The organism is Chthonomonas calidirosea T49, from assembly GCF_000427095.1.
GTDB lineage: Bacteria > Armatimonadota > Chthonomonadetes > Chthonomonadales > Chthonomonadaceae > Chthonomonas > Chthonomonas calidirosea.
The window spans coordinates 3,344,211-3,366,362 of sequence record NC_021487.1 but is presented as its reverse complement, the minus strand read 5'-3'; the positions used below and the strand labels follow the sequence as shown (position 1 = coordinate 3,366,362).

Genomic DNA, 22,152 nt, shown 5'->3' with positions numbered 1-22,152 from the left:
AACTTATCAAAACGCTCGATCGCCTTATTGTCGTCCTCATGGTGACCATCTTACTGGTGCTCAGCTGGCCGGTGTGCGTAGCGCTATGGCCGCATCGGTAAGCGCCTCCGCTCTTCCTTGGGCACGTTCCCCCAACACCCAGGATCGAGACGCTTACCAACGATCAAGCCGTGGAGTGTTCCTTCACGTGCTATCGTTTCAAATGTCGCGAACGGAGCACCTCGCTCAACTATCCGGCCTTGCTCCCTACGTCATCCACCCTCTCTTCCGTGGGCAGCAACGAACGCTGCAATGTGGCAGTGGCAGCAGCACCAACAGCCCCAACACGTTTTAACCTGCTCCCCGCAAACCGAAAGACCGTGTGAGGTTGGTTGTTCGCATCAAGGGTGAAAATTTGATGCATTACTGGGTCAAGGCCGTAGATTCCATTGCTGTCTTCATAGAGGACGAACTGACAACCGCCTAACAGACAGCTAGCGCAGGCCAGCATCAGCAAGCCGGGGGCTTTGTACGCTTTTTGTTTGCAGGTGGAACCTCCACTCTGCGGAGTTTCTTGGCTCCTGCACAAGGATGTTGATTTGGGTCTATCGGGCGGCTCTCCGTCGAGTTCCCTCCTTTTGGTGAAGTCCCAGCATCGTTGAAACAGGAAGGTGAGCCACCCTCTAGCTTGCTGCCTGTTCTTGCGGCTCCGCCTGCAACCTGGTGGCAGGCGTTAGTGGCTCTTTTCGATCCTCCTCTAACGTCTCCGAAGGGTTTGTCACGCTCCTCAGCAGATTTTCTGCAGGTGTGGGGTTCGAAACCGGGCGTAACAGATGCTCCGAAGTCAACGTACCTGCCCGCAAAAGCGTCTGTGGGTTGGTCAGCTCCCTGATAACATCCAAACATGTTTGAGCCTCTTGGGCTACCTCCGCATGATATCCCAGAGCGGTCTTGCCCTGCACCAACGCTTCCATCACAGGTGCATCGCTGGGAACTACAAGGGGCCGATATGACTGCAGGAAAGCACAGAGGAACTCTGGATCTGTTTCGCTGCGGAGCAGCTTGTGAAGTGAGCGTCGCGTTTTTTCGTCAATTTTGCGGACATCGTCGGAAGCATAGGCGGCAAGCACTCTGAGCGCCAACGCTTTGTACACGGCCAGCAGTGTTCTAGGATGGTTGTGCGGGGACAATAGTAAATCAGAAAAGGTCTTTCGCAACCTCTTCATACGGAATATCTCTTTGACGAGCGAGGACAAATGAAAGACGTCACGTTGATTCCCGTAGGAGCGAAGAGGATAGGTCGTGAATTCCCACAAGAGCACCAAGGATGCCAATACACAAACTAGAGATATACTGACAAAATAAATTACCAACTCAAGATTGACAGAAATACTTACAAACTCAGGATTGAAGTTTTTGTTGATGATGTAGAACGTCACTGACGACATAAACATTAGAAGACTTATAAATCTTATGGTATTGAGCAAGTAGGATGGAGGGTTGCCACGACTTCGGTCGTGAGGAATAGGGTGATCGCGTTTTAGATGGTTGAGGAGGTGGCTCTTTAGCTGCTGCGCCTCCTCCGACTGCGCTGGCAACGAGAGCCAACCTTTTGTGGTAAGAATAAGCAGGGTTGGCTCGTTTTTGTTTCCTATGTTGCGCTCCACCACATCCAGAACCTCATCCCATGGTAACCTCACTGTGGATAGTAGGCTCTCAATACACAGTCCACCCTGCCACACGCTGATCTCCCCACGCCATGAGTTGATAAAGTAACTGGCTATCAAAAGCACTCCTTCAACCCCTGTAAGAAGTGTCAGAAGCTTCAGCACCATGAGCGCCTGCCAGTTAAGGACATCCGATGGATGTGGAGATTGCAAGCTAACCGATGTCAGGAAGAGATAGATCCATCTAACCACAAAAAGAACGAATAACAGCAATAGACTAAAAGGTAGACCAAGAGTTAGGAGCCTAAAGCCCACCTTCTTGCTTGACCCCTTTATCGAAAATAGCTTTTCTCCTAGCTGAGGGGCCTTTGTGGAACCTCTTGGTTTAATGGCCTGGAGCCTCGTAACCAGTTGTTGCCATAGTTTCATCCGTCCAACCTCCTAGCCAATAGACGAGGAGTAGGAGAAGGCGGTTTCACCCTTCTCCTACCTCCTACTCCTCCAAGGTGTTTAGGGCGTGCCACCGTGAGCCACACACTGCTGATATGCCTTGAAGCAGTCGTCTTTACAAATATGGAAGCTTATCAGACAGTATGCTAGGAGGCCTACCACTAGAACACCACAAATTATTAAACAAGCGACGGAAGTAGGATTTAAACACGCTGCCAGACACACTGCAACACCAGCACCAAATGCAGCTAAGCAAGCTGTTAGGAGTCCTGAGCAGACTGAATCGCAATGGGCCAGAAGAGTGCCACAATTTGGTTTGGGTGGCTGTGGTTGTGGTGGGAGCGGTGGGTGTGGGTGCGGATGAGGCGGTTTGGGCCTGTGGGGCGGCCTTCGCCGTTTTCTTCCTGTACACAGCGGTTGTAGTACCAAGTCCCTGTTGGCATACGCAGGGCAGGCTACCGGAGGTCCGCTGAAATCCAACCCCTCCACATCCAATACCATTCCTGCTGGACGATACGGGCTCTGGGCGCTACCGCTCGTGTACATGCTCACTCCAAACGCATCGTACAGATTACTCGATAGCACGTTCCCACTCCCGTCTGTTATCACCCCATAGTTGCCTAACACATCCCTGTGATGGTACTCCCCGTTCCGACGAACCAACTGGCTGCTGCAGCCGCCGCCTACACGAAGATACAACGCCTGAACACTCCATACCCCACCGCTCAGGTCGCTTACCTCCTCCACCAGCTCCCCAGCGCTGCACGCTACCCCACACGGATACCAGACCCACACGTTGTTCGCCAAGTCCTTCCGCCAACGACGGTTCCCGTCCGCACCATAACCGTACTGGTACGCCAAAACCCCGTTGTGCGCTATCCCCACTAACTGGCCCTCTTCATTCCACATAAAACCGCGCGTGTAGCCCGGACCAGGGGCACTCGACAACGTCCCCGTCGCGTTCCAGCTGTACACCTCCGTCGTGTTCGTCGCGCTGTCTACCACCTGTACCAAACGACCCCCGCCGTCGTAACTGTAGCTGCCCATATGAACCGGCACCCCGTTGACCACCACCTGAGCGCTTAAACGAAGGTTCGAGGGGTCGTACGTGTAGCTCCCGCTGTAGCTGCGTGAACCGCTCCGCTGCTCCTTCAGCAGGTTCCCCACCGCGTCGTATTGGTACACCGTCACATCCCCACTCGGCTGCTCTACCACCTGTACCAAACGACCGGCCGCATCGTAGCTGGCGCTGTAGCCCACCAACACCGTCCCACTGCTTACCAGCACGTGCTGAACGCTCGTTACACGACCCGCCGCATCGTAGCTGTACTGCACCTCCACGCCGTTGGGGTACATCACGCTCGACACCTGACCGTCCGCCGTGTAGCTGAGGCTCACCTGCGCGTTGTCGCTCCCATCTACCACGCTCGTCAGATGATACGCCGCATCGTAGCTGTTGGTCAGAACCCGACCCGTCACATCGGTCTGGCTCAACAGGTTGCCCACCGCATCATAACTGGCCTGCGTCGTCCCGCGAGGGTCTACCGCCTTCACCTTCCGACCCAACACGTCGTAGGTGTAGCTGCGGACACCGGTGCTATCGCTGCTCTGGATCAACTGACCCCCTGCATCCCAGCTATAGCTGATCCCCGGTGCCCCGCTGGTAGGATAACTGACCGAAACTAGCCTCCCCCACCCGTCATAACTGTACTGCGTCACATAGCCCAACGCGTCCACCCGCTGCTGCAAAAGGCTGTCGACCGAGTAGCTGTAGCGGGTTACGTTCCCCAAGGGGTCTGTGCGGCTCGTCAGATGCCCCCACTGGTCGTACCCAAACTGCTTGGTGCGACCCGCGGGGTCGGTCACGCTCGCCACGCTTCCATCCCCATTGTAGCTGAAACGGCTCACGTTGTTGTTGGCATCCGTCACCTGAAGCACATTGCCCGTGCTGCTATCCAGGCTGAAGAGCGTCTTGTTCCCCAACGGGTCGGTCACCGACACCAGCAGGTCAAACACCCCATAGGCCAGCTGGGTGCTGTGGCCTAGCGGGTCTTGCGATACCAACATGTTGCCCCGATTGTCGTACTGCTGCTGCCACACGCTCCCCGAAGGCGTCGTCGTTGACAGAAGGTTGTGGGCGCTGTCGTAGCTGAAGCTGGTCTGATGACCCAACGCATCTACCACCCCCAACAGCTGACCTTGGCTGTCCATCCCATACTGAACGGTGTTTTGATTGGCGTCCGTCCAGCTCGCCACCACCGTCGTCCCACTGGGCCAACTGCTCGAACTGCTGATCACCTGAGTGCGCGTCTGCGACTGAACCGCTATCGCCTGATAAGACCCACTCCCGCTCTTGGAACCGGCCGGGTTGACCTCACCGGTCACTATCCCGTTGCTGCCATAGGTGTAGTTCCAACTCCGGTTCAGCCTGTCGATGTAGGCGGTCAGGTTGTTGGAGGCATCGTAGCCAAACAGCTCCGCATACAGGTTGCCGTTCAACGACGGCCACACCACCGTGTCTAGCCGGTTGGAGGCATCGTACTGAAAACTCCATGTCCGACCTGCGCAGTCCGCGGCGCTCGTCAACCGTCCCGAACCGTCGTAACTTAAGCTGAGGCTTCGGCCGGCCGCATCCGTCACGCTGGTCAGCAGGTTGGCGCTGTTGTAGCTGAAGGTGGTGGTGTTGCTGTTGCGGTCGGTGATCTGGGTTAACCACCCTGTTGAGGAGAAGAAGTATTTGGTGCCTCCTTTGCGCACGATCGTCCAACTGCCGTCGGGGTTGAGGCTCAAGCTGTCGTAGCAGCCGGCCGGAGGCACATAGGCCGAGCCGTTCCAGGTGAAGAGGGTTTCGCTTCCGTTCTCTTGCACCCACACCACGTTTTGGGTGTTGGGCACATTCAGCAGGTAGCTGCGATAGCTGTGGCTCCATTTCGGGCCTAAGGGGCTGGTGCGGGCGGATTGGGAGTTGTAGAAGAGAGCGAAGTTCAGCCCACCTCCTCTTCCGCTCCAGCCAAAGAGAGGGAAGGTGCCATGGGCGTTGCCGGAGGCCAGGTTGGACTGCCCTATGCCCAAAGAGACGAGAGGCTGCCAGGAGTGTGCAGGGCCGGGGGTAGGCGGCAGAGGCGGAGAGCCGGTGGAGAGGGCTTGGGCGCTCTGAGCGCTTTCGAGGGAAGCCCCCGCAAAGACAGCGGCGCCGAGGCTGGCGAGGGCGGAGGTGAGGAACTGGCGGCGTGCGATGCCGCGTGAACGAGCAGAAGGTTGCGGTGGGTTACCACCTACGGGGGGGGACACTCCCTTCTCCCTGTTGCAGCTTCTTGTTGCGCTTGTTGTGGTTAGCCATTGTTTGAGTTCTCCTTTTTCAGGAAGCTTTGAAAGGGTCTATGCCAAGAGGGCTGGGGAGGCCTCTCAAAAGGGGTTAGAGGTCAGAGGGGTCTTCTCAGGAGCCTCAGAATGGCCACAGGGAAAGCGTTATAGGTTTGTAAGGGAAGTGAGCGATGTAGAAGCAGCTCACTTACAAAGTAAGTATAACACACAGGGTGCAAAGTTGTCAAGGGTTTTTTGGAAAAATAGAAAAAATTTTTTGTGAGAGGGTCCCCTACGCCCCCTAACCGAGAAGCCTACCGAGCAGGTGCGTTGGTGGCAGCGCCTTCGTTGAGGAGAGATTCCGCACGCCGCAAGGCGCAGGAGGCCTTCTCGTATAGGGCCGATGGAAAAAGCGGGCAGGAAGGCAACGCCCCTATGGGGAAGATATATTTCCACGTACACAGAGTCATGCACAAAATCCACGCATTGAAAAAGGAGAATCGCGAATGATGCCCACGAGCCTGTCTGGCAACATAACTCTGGCTCTCGCCCTGTTTGCAGTGTGCGGTTTGGCCACAACCGCCGCGCCCGCCTCGGCAAAAAGCCGCCGTGCCGACAATACCCCCAAAGGCTTCCTCTTAAAGACCATTCAGTGGCAAGGCACTACCTATCGGTACCTCGTCTATGTGCCCGCCGACTATACCCGCGATCATCCTTGGCCCACCATCCTCTTCCTCCACGGGTCTGGGGAGTGTGGCACCGATGGTCTCAAGCCGCTAGGGGTGGGCATTGGCACGCACATCATGCGCCATGCCGAGCGCTGGCCCTTCCTTGTTATCATTCCGCAGAAACCCGAAGTGCGCGACACATGGGCACAGTACGACGATCTGCTGATGGCCATGCTTAAAAAAACCGAACGCGAATATCGGGTGGATACAACCCGCCTCTACCTTACCGGTCTCTCTCAGGGGGGCTTTGGAACCTGGGCTTTGGCCGCCAAGCACCCCGACCTCTTCGCCGCTGCGGCACCGATCTGCGGCATTGGCGATCCCAACCAGGCATCCGAGTTAGCCAAGATCCCCCTCTGGGTGTTCCATGGTGCCGCCGACCCCGTCGTCTCTCCAGAAGCCGATCAGAAAACCGTTGATGCCGTGAAAGCGGCAGGGGGCGACATCCAGTTCACCCTCTATCCGGGGGTTGGCCACGACTCGTGGGATAACGCCTACGATGACCCCAACCTGCCTCAATGGTTTCTACAACATCAGCGACCGGCCAAATAAAAAAACAGGGTACCAGCATGTCGTAAGGGCCTGCCGGTACCCTTGTTCCTTCCGCGAACGCTAGGGACAGTAGACAGGAACCGTAACGGCCCCCTCCGACGCCGAGCGCACGCAGGCGGCATATTTGGCCAAAACGCCCCGCTCCTCCCGAGGCGCCGGCTTTTTCCATTCCGCCCGACGCCGTGCTAACTCCTCGTCGCTTAGTTCTACCGCCAGCAGCTTGGCATCGGCGTCAATGGTGACCTTATCGCCATCCCTCAGCAGCGCAATAGGCCCTCCAACCCAGGCTTCCGGAGCGACGTGCCCCACCACAAGCCCGTGCGTAGCTCCCGAAAAGCGGCCGTCGGTGATGAGCCCAACACAGTCGCCTAATCCCTGGCCCACAATGGCCGCCGTCACCGCCAACATCTCGCGCATCCCGGGTCCACCTACCGGTCCTTCCCCGCGAATCACCACCACGTCGCCCGGCTTTATCTCGCGACGTTGTACCGCAGCAAAGCAGGCCTCCTCTCCATCAAACACTCGGGCCGGGCCGGTAATACGCCTTATTTTGACCCCTGCCGTCTTCACCACCGCCCCCTCGGGCGCCAAGTTACCACGTAGAATGGTGAGATGTCCTGTTGGAAACATCGGGTTATCTAACGGCCGAACCACCTCCTGACGTCGGGAATAGACCGAGCGCACGTTGGCAAGGTTCTCCGCCAACGTTTTCCCGGTGACGGTAAGGCAGTCGCCATGCAAGAAACCGGCCTCTAACAGGGCCTTTAGCACGGCGGGCGTTCCCCCCACGCGATGGAGGTGGTACATCACATAGCGCCCCCCAGGCTTCAGATCGGCGAGATGCGGCACTTTGTCGTTTAACCGATCGAAGTCCGCCAAAGTCCACTCCACCCCGGCCTCCCAAGCAATGGCTTTTAGGTGAAGAATGGCGTTGGTAGAACCGCCTAACGCGAGTACCAGGGTGTAGGCGTTCTCCAGCGATTTGCGCGTAATGATGTCGCGTGGACGAATGTTTTGCCGAATCAACTCCACGAGCTGTTTGCCCGCGAGAAAGGCCTCTCGCTCCTTGGCCGCAGAGACCGCCGGGTTGCTAGCACTGTAGGGAAGCGACAAGCCCATTGCTTCAATAGCGCTTGCCATGGTGTTGGCCGTGTACATGCCTCCGCAGGCGCCCGCCCCAGGGCAGGCCTCGCATTCGATGTGTCGAACGCCTTCGGCGCTCAGTTTCCCCGCCTGATACTGCCCTACTGCCTCAAAAATAGAGGCGATGTCTATGTCGGAACCGTCCTCGCCCACCCCAGGGAGAATCGAGCCTCCATACACGAAGATGCTCGGGACGTTTAGGCGCGCCATGGCCATAACGCATCCTGGCATGTTTTTGTCGCAGCTTCCGAAGGCGAGCACGCCGTCGTGGTTCATCCCGCCTGCCACCACCTCGATGCTGTCGGCAATCACCTCGCGCGATACAAGGCTGTAGCGCATGCCAAGATGCCCCATCATAATGCCATCCGCGGCGGTGGGCACACCGAATATCTGCGGCACCCCTCCACCAGCGCGTATCCCCTCGCAACCGCGTTGGGCCAACCGATCCAGATGGGCGTTACAGGGGGTGATCGTGCTGAACAGCGAGGCGACCCCGATCATGGGGCGCTCGAAATCCTCATCGTAGAACCCCACTGCGCGCAACATCCCCCGATTCGGAGCTCGCTCTATACCCTCGGTAGTCAGGCGACTGCGCCGCTTCATCTCCTCCGACATTCCTGCTCTCCTCTCCACGTGAATGCTCCCCGCTCGATACGTTGAGCGGTTGGTGGAGATATTTTACCTGCTTACGAAGGGGTCTACCCGCCTCCCCCCTTTCAAGAAGGGATCGGCCCAGTGCCAGAGTGCCGTGCCCTCTTTATTGAGGATGGGCTCCGCGGAATACTGGGCGAGATAGATGCGCCTTAGATGGGGCGAGGTGTTGGCGCCGCTTCGGTGAAAGGTCACACTCGAAAACACCGCGATGGTGCCGGCTGGGCCGACGACCGGTATGCCGGGGTCGTCGCCAAAATACCCCACGAGATCGTTGGTGCCCTCCTCTTTCCGATGCGGAGTCCACTCCCGCGTGCCGGCCCGAGAGTAAGGGAGAATGTACACCGTGCCGTTCTCCTCACTGACATCGTCCAAGGCACACCAACAGCTGAGGTAGGGGCGGTGCGGATGGCCGATATACCCCGAATCCTGATGCCACGCAAACCTCATTCCCGCTCTATCGCGCTTTACCACAAACTGCTCATTAAACAGATAGGCGTCCGGCCCCAACGTGGCTAAACAGATCGAGGCCATGAGATCGCTGAAGAGAAAGCGCTCCAATGTTTCGCTATCGTGCCCATGCGAGCTGATGAAGTAACGGCTTCCACGATGCGTAATCCCCTCGCTCTCCACCCCACGACGGGCAAGCTCCTCATCCTTCTGCCGAACCAAGCGGTCGCATTCAGCACGAAGCCCCTCAAGAACCTCTGCAGAAATCACACCTTCGAGAATGAAATAACCCTCCTCCTGATACTGCCTTCGCTGCTCTTCCGTGATCGTCACAGGCGCTAAAACCATTTTTCCAACCTCCGTCATCCTCTCTGAAACTCCCTTATCAGGGTACTTCTTATTATTCGCCCTCTTCTTGAGGAAAAACATCGCATGGTATCGCATTTTCCTCTCATTTTATGCTATCTTGTCTAGGGAGAATCTCCATGAAAGAGACGCTTGACCTTCCTTCTCAACTGGATGGAAGCCTTTGGCTTTACCGGCGTAGCGGAGTGCCACGCTTCATGCATCGGCACGATGAGCTTGAGCTGAACCTCGTCCTCTCCGGCACAGGCACCTACCTTCTGCGAGGTCGAAGCTACCGGCTCACCGAGGGTAGCCTCGTCTGGCTCTTTCCGGAACAGGATCATCTGCTTGTCAACGAATCGCCGGACTACAGTATGTGGATAGGCGTCTTTCGTCCACACCTTGTCCAGCAGGTGTGTCAGGCCATTGCAGCCCATCCACTGTGTGCAGCCGCCCCTCAAGAGAGCTTTTGCCGCACCCTTGCCTTCCCTCAGCGCGAGCGTCTTGAAAGGCTCTTCACCGAGCTGAGCGCCCATTACGACAATAGCCCCCTCTATAACCTGGGGCTTGCCTTCGCCCTGGCGCTCGCCTGGAGGCTCTACTTGGAGGCCGAACAGCAACCCTATGGAACGTGGATGCCTCCCTCTGTCCAGAAAGCGCTTCGGCTGCTAAGAGATGAGGAAACGCTGACTTTGTCTGCCCTGGCAAAACAGTGCTATCAAAGCCCCTCTCACCTGTCACGCCTCTTCCACAAGTATGTTGGAATGAGTCTGGCCGACTATCGCAATCAACAGCGACTTCATCGGTTTCGCCGTCTCTGCCTGGCCTACCCTCATCGTGAGCTTCTCGACCTTGCCTTGGAGGCTGGCTTCGGCAGCTACGCGCAGTTCCACCGCGTCTTCGTACGCGAGATGGGGCTATCGCCGCGGCAATATCGAAAGAACATCGAGGAAGGCGCGCTCGAAGTCGTTCAAGCGGGCCGCGAAACGGCCAGAAAATAGCCAACGTGTTTCGGTGTAGGAGGCGCCCTATAGACCAAACCGCGATTTTCGCACTCTTGACAGGCGAGTGCTAATTCGGGTAAATTGGTGGCAGAATTAGCGCTCTAACGGTTTGAGTGCTAAACCGCGGATGCCACTGCACCCAGAGGCATCGTCACACCATTCTACACGCAAGGGAGGCTCAAGACAATGCCAACGTTGAAACCGATCAACGATCGCATTATCGCCCGACCTGTTACCCCAGAAGAGAAGACGGCAGGGGGAATCATTTTGCCTGATACCGCCAAAGAGAAACCACAGGAGGCGGAAGTGGTGGCCGTTGGCCCCGGAAAGACGCTTGACAACGGCAAAGTCGTAAAGATGGAGGTGAAACCCGGCGACCGCATTATCTACGCCAAATATGCCGGAACGGAAGTGAAGATCGGTGAAGATGAATACGTGATCCTGCGCCAGGACGATGTTCTGGCAGTAAGAGAATAGGAGGTCGGTAGAGATGGCAGCAAAGATATTGCTTTTCGATGAAGAGGCGCGTCGCGCCCTTGAGCGCGGCGTTAATGCACTTGCCGACGCCGTGAAAGTGACTCTCGGCCCTCGTGGCCGCAACGTGGTTCTGGAAAAGAAGTACGGCAGCCCCAACATCATTAACGATGGCGTGACCATCGCCAAGGAGATCGAGCTAGAGAACCCCTTCGAAAACATGGGGGCTCAGCTGGCTCGCGAAGTGGCTAGCAAAACGAACGATGTGGCCGGCGATGGCACCACCACAGCAACCGTGCTCGCCCAAGCGATGGTGAAAGAGGGCCTTAAGGCCGTTGCCGCCGGCGCAAAACCGTTGCAGGTGAAAAAGGGCATAGACAAGGCCGTCGAAGCCGTCGTGGAGCATATCCGTAAAGAGGCTACCCCCATCCAGGGCCGCTCCGCTATCCAACAGGTGGCCACTATCTCCGCAAACGACCCGGAGATCGGGGAGATACTGGCCGAAGCCATCGAAAAGGTCACAACCGATGGCGTCATCACCGTGGAAGAGAGCAAGGGCACCAGCACCCAACTCGAAGTGGTAGAGGGAATGCAGTTCGACAAGGGCTATATCTCGCCCTACTTCGTTACCGACCCCGAGCGCATGGAGGCGGTGCTCGAAGAGCCTTACATTCTGCTCTATGAGAAAAAGATCAGCGCGGTGGCCGATATCATTCCTGTGATGGAGCTTGTAGCTCGCGCTGGACGCCCGCTGGTGGTCATCGCTGAAGATGTAGACGGCGAAGCCCTTGCCACCCTCGTTGTCAACAAGATTCGCGGCAATGTGAACAGCGTGGCCATTAAAGCCCCAGGCTTCGGCGATCGCCGCAAGGCCATGATGGAGGATATCGCCATCCTCACGGGCGGGAAGTTCATTACTGAAGACCTCGGCATGAAGCTCGAAAATATTACGGCCGACCTACTTGGCCGCGCCAAACGCGTGGTGGTGACCAAAGAGGAGACCACCATTGTCGGCGGAGCCGGTTCGCAGGAGGCCATTAAAGGCCGCATCGCGCTCATTAAACGCCAGATCGAGGAGACCGAGAGCGACTACGACCGCGAGAAACTTCAAGAGCGTCTCGCCAAGCTCTCCGGAGGCGTGGCCGTTATTCAGGTGGGCGCGGCCACTGAAACGGAGATGAAAGAGAAGAAAGCTCGCGTGGAGGATGCCATCCATGCGACGCGCGCGGCCGTGGAAGAGGGCATCGTGCCCGGAGGTGGCGTGGCTCTGCTGAACGCCGCTCCCGCTCTTGATGGCCTTAAGCTGGAGGGAGACGAGGAGATCGGCCTCAACATCGTGCGCCGTGCCCTTGAAGAGCCGCTTCGCCAAATCGCCGAAAATGCCGGGCTTGAGGGCAGTGTGGTGGTAGAAAAGGTCCGGTCATTGCCCAAAGGCCATGGCTTCAATGCCAGAACCGGTGAGTATGAGGACATGGTGAAGGCTGGGGTGGTAGACCCTGCGAAAGTGGTGCGCTCCGCACTGCAAAACGCAGCCTCCATAGCGGGTCTCATTCTCACCACCGAGTGCCTCGTCACCGAAAAGAAAGAGGAGAAGGAGAAGACTTCCACACCTGGCGCGTAAAATCTCCTTCCGTTCTCCATTCCCCTGCCTTGCAAAAGGAGGCAGGGGAATTTTTACGCTCCGCCTAAGAATAACACATTGGTGGCTTTTCGTAAGGGAAACCGCCTAAACCCATACCATTGCTTCAAGAATGTCTTCCAAAGGCACGATGGCGAAACGACTGGCGTAGTCTGACATCGCGTAAGGCAAAATAAGATAGCCGTTGTGAAGAACGCCCCCACAGCTGTAGACCACATTCGGCACATAACCCTCTCGCTCATCGGCATTTGGCATCAGCAAGGGCTCTTTAAGGCGCCCGATCACTTTGGTGGGATCTTCCCTATCTAACAAGAAAGCCCCTATCGAGTACTTGCGCATCGGCCCTACCCCATGGCTCAAAACAAGCCAGCCCGCCTCGGTCTCTATGGGCGAGCCGCAGTTGCCAACCTGAACATACTCCCAAGGATAAGTCGGCTTTAGCAGGGGTTGCTTGGTGTACCAGAAATGCAACATGTCGGAAAACATAATGTAGAGATTCTCATTGTCCTGCCGCGATAGCATGGCGTAGCGACCATGAATGCGCCGTGGAAAGAGAGCCATTCCTTTGTTTTGAACTTCGGGTCCGTTCAACGTACTGATCCGGAAATGTAAGAAGTCCTCGGTCTCCAAGATCTGCGGAAAAACCACCTTGCCGTCGTAGGCGGTATAGGTGGCATAGTAGATGACGCGACCATCGTCCTCATGAAACTGCACAAATCGGGCGTCCTCCATCCCATTGACCTCTGTAGGGGAGGTCGGGAACAGAACGCGCTCCGAGAGCGGCTCGTCTGGAGAGAAGAAGACCTCATAGTTGGCCTGTGCAAGCGCCAGAATGCCTCGCGCCACCTGATCTTCACCACGGTATCGCCCCCGACGCTGTTTTTCTACAAACTGCAGCGCCTCCTTTAACTCCTCCAAAGTGAACTGTTCGTTCAGACAGGCTAAAACCTCCGCAGCGAAGTCGTCCCACAGATCGAGTTCATATAACTTCCGCTCAAACAGGTTCCGATCGTACGTCGGGTTAGGGACGATCTCTGGCGTAGACACGTAGCGGGTAGGCTTTTCGAGGACGATATGGTTGTCGGCATCTATGGTTCCTTCCCGAAAAGTGATGGAAGAGATATGCCCCTCTCCTGTAGCCCGCAAACTTAATACAAAACGACGCACGCCCTCCGGCAGTCCGCTTTGATCGGGATGCCATACGATGGAAGGGTTAAACAGGGCGGCGGCCTCTAAAGCATATTCATGGGTGAAATAGGCACCTATCAGCAACCGGCGCTCCTCACTCAGCGGAGCGTCGGTCAGCAACAGAGGGCGTACCTCCTCGAAACGCTTTAGGAAGAAGCTTCGCAGCTTGTAGTGCCTATCTTGAAACTCCTTCATTACCTGCTCAAGCAGCCTATAGACCTCTTGTTCCGGTAAAGCCATGATGCGGGCGACAACGTGTAGGTCTTGACGATCTCCCATAGGGTTGAAAGCCCTAAAGAGCACACGCGAGCTATCCGGCTTTAAAATAGGCCCTATGCGTTGAACGCGCAAACTCTTCTCCTCGTGTTCATGGTTTTTTTATTGGCTTGTCTAAAGCAAAACCTGTCTCTGGCAGCGTCCGCGCTGCTAGCGTCCGCTTGGTCCACTTGGCTGCCACTCAGGGAGGTCTTTATCCATGGGCAGTAGGTCACCTAACAGATTCTCCTGTAGTTTCATTTCGGTAAGCGACAGCAGGAACGCGAGGGTGGATTCGGCACCTTGGTTCTGGTTAACCCGATCGACGTGCAGACCATCTCGACATCCACCCGTACGGTAATCCACAAGCTCCATGCCTAAGTCGTTCCTCCCCAAAAACCAGTCGAGCGCTGCCCGCGCTTTCTGCAACCAATACTCATCGTTGGTCGAGCGATAGGCCTCTAAACAGGCGGAGAGCATGCTGTAGGCTTCAATAGGCTGCTGGTCGAAACGAGCGCACTCCCCTCCGCGCGGATAGAACCCGTTCGAACCAATCGGTCGAAAGTGCCCAGCCTCCGCGGTCTGAAGCTCTGCAAGCCATCGCAGCGTTCTTAAACCAATGTCAAAAGCGCGTGGGTTATCCCCCCACCGCCCGCTCAGGATCAGCGCGTGGGGTAGCTTGGCATTATCATAAGAGACCACCGGCTCAAACCAAGGCCAATCTTCAGAGGCGGTGTTGTCATACAGTGCGATAAGCCTTTGGGTGAGCGTCTCTCGCACCTGATTGACAAGACGGTCGCCACTTAATTGCCTAAAATACTCATGAATTCCCACCAATGCAAAGGCCCAACCTCGCGGGGAGGTGGTATCGAGAATGGTGGTAAGCGCTCTTTCTAATAGGCCGGCTGCCCACATCCGCAGCCCATTATCCCGCGAACGCCCCACGCAAGCTCCAAGCGCCCATATCACACGCCCTTGGCAATCATCCGAACCGGTCTCTTCTAACCACTGCCGGTCGTATCCCATGAAATTACGGAAGCGACCCGTTTTTCTATCGAAGGCGTTGTTCAAGAAGGCTGCATAGATAACGCCGAGACGCTGCGCTTCGCGAATCTCGTGCCCGATGCCTTCGAGATTGATGGTCAATAGAAGGGCACGGGCATTGTCATCCGAACAGTAGCCCTCCGCATAGTTGGGCAATGCATAGGTGGCATGCTGTAAGAGACCTGTCGAATCGGTTAAGCGACGTAAGTGGTCGAGCCGAAGCGTAGGCAACTCGCGCGGCTTCTGCTCCAACGTCTTTATCACCAAAGGACGATGCGAGCTGTCCCAGCGACTCCGCCGCGCTTTCTCAAACGATTCCACATACATGTGAGCGACATGGCTCCAAACCATCTCTCGCCCCAACATATACGCTCGTTTCCGCATGGCGTGACGCCGCGTGGGATCTTGCAAAAGCCCAATTACCTCGCGCGCAATGGCCTCGGAGTCGGCAAAGGGAACAAGAACCCCTCGTCCCTCCGCCAACAGCTCCTCTGCGTGCCAATAAGGGGTGGAGATAACCGCCTTGCCACAACCAAAAGCGTAGGAGAGCGTCCCCGACGTAATTTGAGCCGGATTTAGATAGGGTGTGATATAGATGTCCGCAGCGCCTAGGAACTCTTTTAGCTCATCAATATCTACAAACCGATTATAGAAGATAACGTGCTTTTCGATTCCTAAATCGCGCGCTAATCGTTCTAGACTTAAGCGGTAGGTCTCGCCCTGTTCCCGAACTAAGTTCGGATGCGTGGCGCCTAGCACAATATAGACCGTCTCCGGAAACACCTCCACAATCTGCGGAAGGGCGCGCAACACATACTCGATGCCCTTATTAGGCGAGAGCAGGCCAAAGGTCAAAAGCACATGCTTCCCCTCTACGCCAAACTGATCTTTATAGAAATTGGGATCTACAAAAGGCATATCGGGAATGCCGTGCGGTATCAGATCGATCTTATCATCGGGAACGCCATAGATGTCGCGGAGAAAGCAACGCCCTTTCTCCGTCATCGTTACCACTCGAGCCGAAAGCGCCACGATATCCCGTAACACGCGATGCTGATCGGGGTCGGGTTCACGCAGAATCGTGTGCAGTGTGGTGACTACGGGAATGCGCAAGTCTCGCAGCAAGCGCAACACATAACCCCCCGCTCGTCCACCGAAGATTCCATACTCATGCTGCAAACAGACCACGTCCGCATTGCTGAAGTTAAGAAAGTCGGCGGCGCGACGATAGGAGTCCGGCTCCTCCTCTTCGATCTCAAAGCGCACCTCTGGCGGGTAGTCATAAGAGCGATCCGGCTCGCTAACCGCACAAACAAAACACTCTACCGACGGATACTGTCCGGCCACGGCGTGTTGCAAATCGGCCGTAAAAGTGGCGATACCACACTTGCGCGGAATATAATCCGCCACAAAAGCTATTTTGTGAAGCGCGGTATTTCTCCTCATCTGTCACCCATCTCCTTTCTAACAAGAATGAGGTAGACCTCTCCGCAAACGCGAGGTCTAAGGGCAATCCCAACTGGACACGCAGGAGCAAGAGAGGGGAATACTCCCCCCAAAGTGAAGAGCATTCGAAGGTACGGACTCTCTATTTTACCGTATTCTTCAGAAAACCGCAGAGGCCTCTAGATAGGGATGAAACGCCATGGTGCAAACCGATGAGCGGCTCTCATCTCGTATCGCAAAGCCAAAGCAACTCGCTAGCGTCTGAGTCGTTTCTTTACAAGTTCGGGAATCTCTTGTATCGTCTCGGCAACCGGCACTCCTGCCGCTAAAAGAGCCTCTACCTTGGCCTGAGGCGTTCCGGTGTTACCGCTGATGATCGCCCCAGCATGGCCCATGCGTTTTCCGGGAGGAGCGGTGCGCCCCCCGATGAAGGCCACCACCGGTTTTTTCATGTGCTGCTTGATGTACTCGGCCGCGCGCTCTTCATCACTGCCGCCAATCTCTCCCACCAACACCACGGCCTCTGTTTGCGGATCGGCTTCAAACAACGGCAAAATATCGCTAAAGGTAGAGCCGATCATGGCATCGCCACCAATGCCAACTCCCGTAGACTGGCCTAATCCTGCACGTGTAAGGCTATCTGCTATCTCATAGGTCAAAGTGCCACTGCGTGAAACCAACCCAATGCTTCCAGGCACAAACGACGTAGGAGGGATAATGCCAACTTTACACTTTCCCGGGGTGATAAGCCCTGGACAGTTAGGGCCGATGAGGCGTACGCCCTCTATACGTCGCAGAATAGCATGAACGCGGATCATATCTTGGGTGGGGATGTTCTCAGAAATGCATACGATCAGCCGAATTCCCGCTTTGGCCGCCTCTATAATGGCATCGGCCGCATTCAGTCGTGCGGGCACAAAGATGACCGAGGTGTTGGCGCCCGTCGCCTGCACCGCCTCTTGCACCGTATTGAAAACGGGCACGCCCCCTAAAACGGTTTGGCCTCCCTTTCCAGGGGTTACACCCCCAACAACCTGCGTGCCATAGGCTATCATCTGTTCTGCATGAAAAGATCCATCGCGCCCAGTAATACCCTGAACGAGAACCCGTGTGTTCTCGTCAATGAGAATGCTCATACCTACTCATCAAGCCTCCTCTAGATTTCGTGTTATGGCGATGTCTCATCATCCTCCATAAGGATAAGAGGCATGCCCTCCGCATCGAAAAACCCCTCTTCTTCGGCAAAGATGACGCCATCTCCAGGAGCGGCCAGCAGACGCAAAAGGCTCTCCAATGTCTCCCATCCCGGATGATCCTGATCTTCGAAAAGCACAGGGAGCAGTTGAACGTCGTAGACGATCTGGGTACGCCTCAGCACATCTATGGTGATCAGCTTTGCTGCTGTATCCGGCCAGTTGTAAGCGAACCGCAAGGCCTCTTCAACCGCCTCGCGCGCCTCCGCCTCCGCCTCAACGACACTCCGTTCTAACAGATAGACGTCGTGCAACTCGGGGGTATGCCAACGCACAAAGGCGGCTTCCCAATTGGGGTTCTCCAGCTCCTCCTGGGTCGCCGCTCCAGCGATGCCGGTGCTGATGCTAATCGAGTGCCCGCTGGCTTTGAAGAGATCGGCAATCTCGCGGAGTCGCACGGTTTCAACGGATGGCGAAAAGACCTTCATGAGCTCAGCTCACTCTCCGCACGCCGCTTAATGGCCTCTAAGGTAGCCTGCAGGTTTTCTGTCATGAGCTTCTTCACCAGCCCTTTTACCATAGGCCCTATCATGGGAATGTTGATATCGTAGTCCACAACGCTCTCAAAAAGCGTGCGATTCTCGGCTATAGGGGTAAACTGCCAATATCCTTCCATGCGGTCAAGATCGCCCTGTATCATGCGAAAATCATCCCGATAGTTGGTATCGTCCCAGCGATCTTCCTGCGTCCAACGCACCTTCATCTTCACGGCCTGGATCATTCCCACCCATTCCGTCACGGTGCGTCGCCCATCCTCACTACGCTCCAACACTTTCAGCGACTGCAGGTCGGCCATAAACTCTGGAAAGGCCTCCACATGGCGTGCAATAGCATAGACACGCTCCACGGGCGCCTCTATTTCAATCTTCTGCTCTATTCGTGGCATGAGGCTGTTTCCTTAAGCCATCTCGCGCCAGGCAAGTTCAGAGGCTCCCATAATGCCGGCGTCATCCCCAAGTTCAGCGCGCACAATGCGGGCAGCCGCCAGAATAGACCCTATGGCAGAGGCACGTGCTGTGCGGACGGCGGCGTCGAAGAGCGTGCGCGAATTGGAGATTTTGCCGCCAAGAACAACGACCTCCGGATTAAACACGTTAACCATGCTGGCAATGCCAAGCCCCACGAAATGTCCGATCTCCTCTAGTACCTCTCTCGCCAATGCATCGCCCTCTTCCGCAGCCTGATCAATGAGTTTTGGCGTGAGAAACTGCTGCAGGGCTTCCGGCCCGGTGATATGCCTCCATAACAGCGTATCGCGCCCCGATTCCATTTTCAAGGCCGCGCGCTCCACAATGCCATCACGACCCGCCAAAACCTCCAGGCGTCCGTGCGGGCCGTTGGGGCTGGAGCCTTTGCCGTCCGCAATGATGATATGCCCCACTTCTGCAGCACCACCGGTTGCTCCGCGCAGCACTTGACCGTCCACAATGATTCCCCCACCGATGCCCGTTCCCAAGGTAAACATCACGAGGTGGCGGGTTCCACGGCCGGCGCCGTATCGAAACTCGCCTAAGGCCGCCACATTAGCGTCGTTATCCATCACCATGGCGATGCCTAGCTCTTTTTCTACCAACTCACGCAAAGGCACATCCTTGTAGGGCACATAGGTGCCATCTACATAATCTCCAAAGTTGGGCGCCCATCGCACCATGCCGGCAGGTACATCAATGTGCCCCGGCACGGCCACCCCTATCGCGCCGATCTCATCTATCGAGACATTTGCCGCTTTCACTGCATTACGAACGGCGGTAGCGATGGCCGCCACCGTTCGCGCTACCCCTCCTTTTGCCTCCGACGAATTCTCCGCTCGACCCAAAAGCTTTTCATTGCGATCTATCACAGCCGCACGAACGTTTGTTCCTCCCAAGTCTACTCCTACCACATAAGGCGCCTCTTTGCGGGGCTGTATACGCGACACCGATTCCCTCCTACAGAACAAGATTGTGCTCTATCTAGCGGCTTTGCCGCGTTCTTTAAGGACGTAGAGATTTTACCCTGCATCCGCCACTGTCTATAAAAAAACCCCTGTTTTGGCAACAGGGGTTGGAAAAGCACCTAAGCGAAGGCTAGAACTGGTAGCCCAACGTTAAGCTATAGCCGTCTAGTTCATCGTTTGAACCCGACACAAAGAAGTAGCGCAGATCGACAGAAACGGGATTTGTTCCATGGGTGAGCTGGTAGCCAACGAGGAGATTCAGCACGGCCCCGTTGCTTCCTCGGCCATTTAGGCGCTTACCGAAAGAGTAACCACCGCCAATGCCATACCGAAGATTGCCACGAAAGGCCTGAATCTCCAAGGTAAGCGGCACACTGTACACCTTGTCGAAGCCGTTATAGCCGATGCCAAGAAGCAGATCATACGTACCACCGGCATAGACGCGCCGCTGCACGAGGCCGCTAATCCCCACATCGCCTTCCACGCTACGTGCCGTTTTGCTTTGTGCCACCCACAGACCTATACGTACCGTCCAATCGCGGCTAAGCTCCGGCAGGCTATAGTTATCCTCCTGCGCACGTGCAGGACTTCCCAATAACAGCCCCCCCATGCAGAGTGCTAGCGCCAACATGAGAGAGCATAGCGTTCCGAGCTTCTTCACAGAGTCTCCTCCTTTGCAAGGAGCCTTAGACAGAGTCGTGTCCTGTTGTTGCCGACTTCTGGTGAATAGCCCCTTGCGCGTGCGTGTGATTGATGCAGTTAAAGTTTTCGACACCTCCTCCTCGAATTCCTGCTTCTCCTTCTAAAAATCGCAAAAATCTTTCCTTGCTTCTTATCGCCTAAGAACCCGCCCCGGCAGGGCTTTCGTGGGCCTGCCCTCTTCCACGACAAAGACCCCGTTACAGAGCACATGCACAATGCCCTCTGGATACTCTCTAGGGCTCTCGAAAGTAGCCCGATCCTGAACCTGCTGGGGATGGAAAACAACGATATCGGCTGCATAGCCAACTTTCAACAAGCCACGTCGCCGTAAACCCAAACGTGCCGCTGGCGCGCCACTCATTTTGCGGATAGCCTGTTCTAAAGAGAGCGTTCTCTCCTCTCGCACATAGCGGCCTAGCACACGCGGAAACGTTCCAAACAGACGTGGATGGCACTTCCCAGGCAAATGCAGTCCATCGCTGCCCACCATCTGGTGCTCCCACTGTAAAATGGTGCGTACGTTCTCCTCATGCGCCGCATGATGAATGAAACAGGCGCGTAACTGCTCCTCTTCTAGTAGAGCACATATCCATTCGCCAACCGTTAGCCCACGCCTGGCAGCTGCTTCCGGGAAGGAGAGACCTTCCAACCCAGCATTCGCTGAAGAGGTTGCACCCGATAGCACATAGAGCGACCAGTCACGCCCATCGTTTAGAGCCTCTGCAATCGCTTTGCGCTCTTCGGCGCGCCCGAGTCGCCGCAACAAAGCCTCTGGCCCTCCTTCCACAAACTGCTCCGGCAACAGCGATTGAACAAACGTGGAACCGGCGGTATAGGGGTAGGTATCGCATGTTACGTCTATTCCATCGGCTCGTGCCCGCTCTAAAATCTCTAACAGCTCCGAGGCACGTCCCCGATTCTGCGCCCCATTCATCTGCAGATGAGCGATCTGGACGGGAACTTGAGCCTCCCGTGCGATCTGTATGCTCTCCAGGGTCGCATCAAAAAGCCCCTCTCCATAGTCGCGCTGATGCGTTGCGAAAAAGCCGGCCGCTTTACAAAGCCGTACATTCTCTTCGCGAGAGGCCGAACGCATTGGGGCGTACCAAAGCCCAGTTGATAGCCCCCATGCTCCCTCCGCCATCCCCTCCATAACCATTCTTTCCATCGCTGCGATCTCCTCTGAGGTCGCAGGACGCTCCTGCATGCCCATCACAGAAACACGAACGGCTCCGTGAGGAATGAGATAGACTACATTGGTACCGATGCCAGCGCTCTCATAGCGCGCGAGCAGATCGCTAACACGACGCCAACTCCAATCGACTCGAGGCGTATCTTTATCCTTTCGTGCCTCCGAATCGCCAAACAGCCCCGCAATGTAATGCCGTTGGATCCGCATGCCGTCGTCGGTAACAGGAGCAAAACCAAGCCCACAATTAGAAAAAACCTCCGTCGTAACCCCCTGCATGACTTTTGCAAGGTGTTCTGGACTATTTAGCAGAGCGATGTCCGCATGCGTATGGATGTCAATAAACCCCGGGGCCACGATCAACCCGCTGCACTCCAGGGTTCTGACGGCATCCACGCCGGCCGGAAGCTCTTCCACCGCCTCAATTCGATCGTCAACGATGCCTATATCTGCCTTCACGCTCGGAGCGCCCGTGCCGTCCACAATGGTTCCATTTCGTAGAACAAGATCGAACATCTGCGATCACCTTTCAAAAATTATAGCCCGGACGTGCGCACACGCCGGGCTTCAGCAGGCGAACAGGACGATCGTCCCGTTCATCACTACGCTGTACTCCTAAGGACATCCCATAGAAACGCCTCAAGGAGAACACAGTTTGGTTAAAACAGGCTTAGACCGCCTGCTCACCTCGTTGACTGTGATCCATAATCTACACACCACCTCCTTTCCCAGTCTAGCCTCTATTATCGCCTTT

At 56.1% G+C, this 22,152-nt stretch carries 17 protein-coding genes; 5 read left to right on the top strand and 12 right to left on the bottom strand.

What is annotated here, in order from left to right; all coding sequences use genetic code 11:
• Window positions 1-85: 85 nt before the first annotated feature.
• A complete protein-coding gene (locus tag CCALI_RS16415) occupies window positions 86-334 on the top strand; it encodes a hypothetical protein (RefSeq protein WP_156415922.1) in 249 nt (82 codons plus the stop codon).
• A 328-nt stretch (window positions 335-662) separates the two neighbouring features.
• On the opposite strand, the gene CCALI_RS14110 is transcribed toward CCALI_RS16415, so the two are convergent.
• On the bottom strand, window positions 663-1,766 hold the full coding sequence (locus tag CCALI_RS14110) for a hypothetical protein (RefSeq protein WP_156415923.1): 1,104 nt from the start codon (window positions 1,764-1,766) through the stop codon (window positions 663-665).
• Window positions 1,767-2,156: 390 nt separating this feature from the next.
• Window positions 2,157-5,387, bottom strand: a complete 3,231-nt coding sequence (locus CCALI_RS14105) for a DUF6531 domain-containing protein (RefSeq protein ID WP_016484140.1) — start codon at window positions 5,385-5,387, stop codon at window positions 2,157-2,159.
• 518 nt (window positions 5,388-5,905) lie between these two features.
• Between CCALI_RS14105 and CCALI_RS14095 the strand changes: the two genes are divergently transcribed.
• Entirely contained in the window at window positions 5,906-6,679 is a 774-nt protein-coding gene (locus CCALI_RS14095; RefSeq protein ID WP_016484139.1) for a carboxylesterase family protein, read from the top strand.
• Between the two features lie 60 nt (window positions 6,680-6,739).
• On the opposite strand, the gene ilvD is transcribed toward CCALI_RS14095, so the two are convergent.
• The gene (gene ilvD / locus CCALI_RS14090; protein ID WP_016484138.1) at window positions 6,740-8,437 is read right to left on the bottom strand and encodes a dihydroxy-acid dehydratase; all 1,698 of its coding nucleotides are present in this window, start codon (window positions 8,435-8,437) and stop codon (window positions 6,740-6,742) included.
• A 63-nt stretch (window positions 8,438-8,500) separates the two neighbouring features.
• Window positions 8,501-9,289, bottom strand: coding sequence for a phytanoyl-CoA dioxygenase family protein (locus tag CCALI_RS14085; protein ID WP_016484137.1), 789 nt, complete (start codon window positions 9,287-9,289; stop codon window positions 8,501-8,503).
• Between the two features lie 119 nt (window positions 9,290-9,408).
• Here CCALI_RS14085 and CCALI_RS14080 point away from each other — a divergent pair, with 119 nt between their 5' ends.
• The 3 genes from CCALI_RS14080 (at window position 9,409) to groL (ending at window position 12,367) form a co-directional block, all read left to right on the top strand.
• Window positions 9,409-10,269 (top strand): helix-turn-helix domain-containing protein, encoded by an 861-nt coding sequence (locus tag CCALI_RS14080; protein ID WP_016484136.1) that lies wholly within the window; start codon window positions 9,409-9,411, stop codon window positions 10,267-10,269.
• 189 nt (window positions 10,270-10,458) lie between these two features.
• On the top strand, window positions 10,459-10,749 hold the full coding sequence (gene groES, locus CCALI_RS14075) for a co-chaperone GroES (protein WP_016484135.1): 291 nt from the start codon (window positions 10,459-10,461) through the stop codon (window positions 10,747-10,749).
• Window positions 10,750-10,762: 13 nt separating this feature from the next.
• Window positions 10,763-12,367, top strand: coding sequence for a chaperonin GroEL (gene groL / locus CCALI_RS14070; RefSeq protein WP_016484134.1), 1,605 nt, complete (start codon window positions 10,763-10,765; stop codon window positions 12,365-12,367).
• Window positions 12,368-12,472: 105 nt separating this feature from the next.
• Here the strand turns inward: groL and CCALI_RS14065 are convergent, their stop codons facing one another.
• The 8 genes from CCALI_RS14065 to CCALI_RS14030 form a co-directional block, all read right to left on the bottom strand.
• Window positions 12,473-13,924, bottom strand: coding sequence for a glycoside hydrolase family 130 protein (locus tag CCALI_RS14065; RefSeq protein ID WP_016484133.1), 1,452 nt, complete (start codon window positions 13,922-13,924; stop codon window positions 12,473-12,475).
• Between the two features lie 75 nt (window positions 13,925-13,999).
• Window positions 14,000-16,318, bottom strand: a complete 2,319-nt coding sequence (locus CCALI_RS14060) for a glycosyltransferase family 4 protein (RefSeq protein ID WP_016484132.1) — start codon at window positions 16,316-16,318, stop codon at window positions 14,000-14,002.
• Between the two features lie 254 nt (window positions 16,319-16,572).
• Complete coding sequence (gene sucD / locus CCALI_RS14055) at window positions 16,573-17,454, bottom strand: succinate--CoA ligase subunit alpha (RefSeq protein ID WP_016484131.1); 882 nt, start codon at window positions 17,452-17,454, stop codon at window positions 16,573-16,575.
• 32 nt (window positions 17,455-17,486) lie between these two features.
• Window positions 17,487-17,999: a hypothetical protein gene (locus CCALI_RS14050; protein ID WP_016484130.1), complete on the bottom strand. Its 513-nt coding sequence runs from the start codon at window positions 17,997-17,999 to the stop codon at window positions 17,487-17,489.
• Window positions 17,996-18,457: a type II toxin-antitoxin system RatA family toxin gene (locus tag CCALI_RS14045; RefSeq protein ID WP_016484129.1), complete on the bottom strand. Its 462-nt coding sequence runs from the start codon at window positions 18,455-18,457 to the stop codon at window positions 17,996-17,998. The genes CCALI_RS14050 and CCALI_RS14045 overlap by 4 nt, the downstream gene beginning before the upstream one ends.
• A 12-nt stretch (window positions 18,458-18,469) precedes the next feature.
• On the bottom strand, window positions 18,470-19,489 hold the full coding sequence (locus CCALI_RS14040) for an ROK family protein (RefSeq protein ID WP_016484128.1): 1,020 nt from the start codon (window positions 19,487-19,489) through the stop codon (window positions 18,470-18,472).
• Between the two features lie 148 nt (window positions 19,490-19,637).
• The gene (locus CCALI_RS14035; RefSeq protein ID WP_016484127.1) at window positions 19,638-20,168 is read right to left on the bottom strand and encodes a hypothetical protein; all 531 of its coding nucleotides are present in this window, start codon (window positions 20,166-20,168) and stop codon (window positions 19,638-19,640) included.
• 171 nt (window positions 20,169-20,339) lie between these two features.
• On the bottom strand, window positions 20,340-21,914 hold the full coding sequence (locus CCALI_RS14030) for an N-acyl-D-amino-acid deacylase family protein (protein WP_016484126.1): 1,575 nt from the start codon (window positions 21,912-21,914) through the stop codon (window positions 20,340-20,342).
• Between the last annotated feature and the right edge of the window lie 238 nt (window positions 21,915-22,152).

Bases quoted from the DNA above. Each gene is read 5' to 3' on its own strand.
- CCALI_RS16415 (WP_156415922.1), top strand. From the start codon at position 86: ATGGCCGCATCGGTAAGCGCCTCCGCTCTTCCTTGGGCACGTTCCCCC.
- CCALI_RS14060 (WP_016484132.1), bottom strand. From the start codon at position 16,318: ATGAGGAGAAATACCGCGCTTCACAAAATAGCTTTTGTGGCGGATTAT.
- CCALI_RS14030 (WP_016484126.1), bottom strand. From the start codon at position 21,914: ATGTTCGATCTTGTTCTACGAAATGGAACCATTGTGGACGGCACGGGC.
- CCALI_RS14095 (WP_016484139.1), top strand. From the start codon at position 5,906: ATGATGCCCACGAGCCTGTCTGGCAACATAACTCTGGCTCTCGCCCTG.
- CCALI_RS14080 (WP_016484136.1), top strand. From the start codon at position 9,409: ATGAAAGAGACGCTTGACCTTCCTTCTCAACTGGATGGAAGCCTTTGG.
- ilvD (WP_016484138.1), bottom strand. From the start codon at position 8,437: ATGTCGGAGGAGATGAAGCGGCGCAGTCGCCTGACTACCGAGGGTATA.
- CCALI_RS14085 (WP_016484137.1), bottom strand. From the start codon at position 9,289: ATGACGGAGGTTGGAAAAATGGTTTTAGCGCCTGTGACGATCACGGAA.
- CCALI_RS14050 (WP_016484130.1), bottom strand. From the start codon at position 17,999: ATGAAGGTCTTTTCGCCATCCGTTGAAACCGTGCGACTCCGCGAGATT.
- sucD (WP_016484131.1), bottom strand. From the start codon at position 17,454: ATGAGCATTCTCATTGACGAGAACACACGGGTTCTCGTTCAGGGTATT.
- groES (WP_016484135.1), top strand. From the start codon at position 10,459: ATGCCAACGTTGAAACCGATCAACGATCGCATTATCGCCCGACCTGTT.
- CCALI_RS14045 (WP_016484129.1), bottom strand. From the start codon at position 18,457: ATGCCACGAATAGAGCAGAAGATTGAAATAGAGGCGCCCGTGGAGCGT.
- groL (WP_016484134.1), top strand. From the start codon at position 10,763: ATGGCAGCAAAGATATTGCTTTTCGATGAAGAGGCGCGTCGCGCCCTT.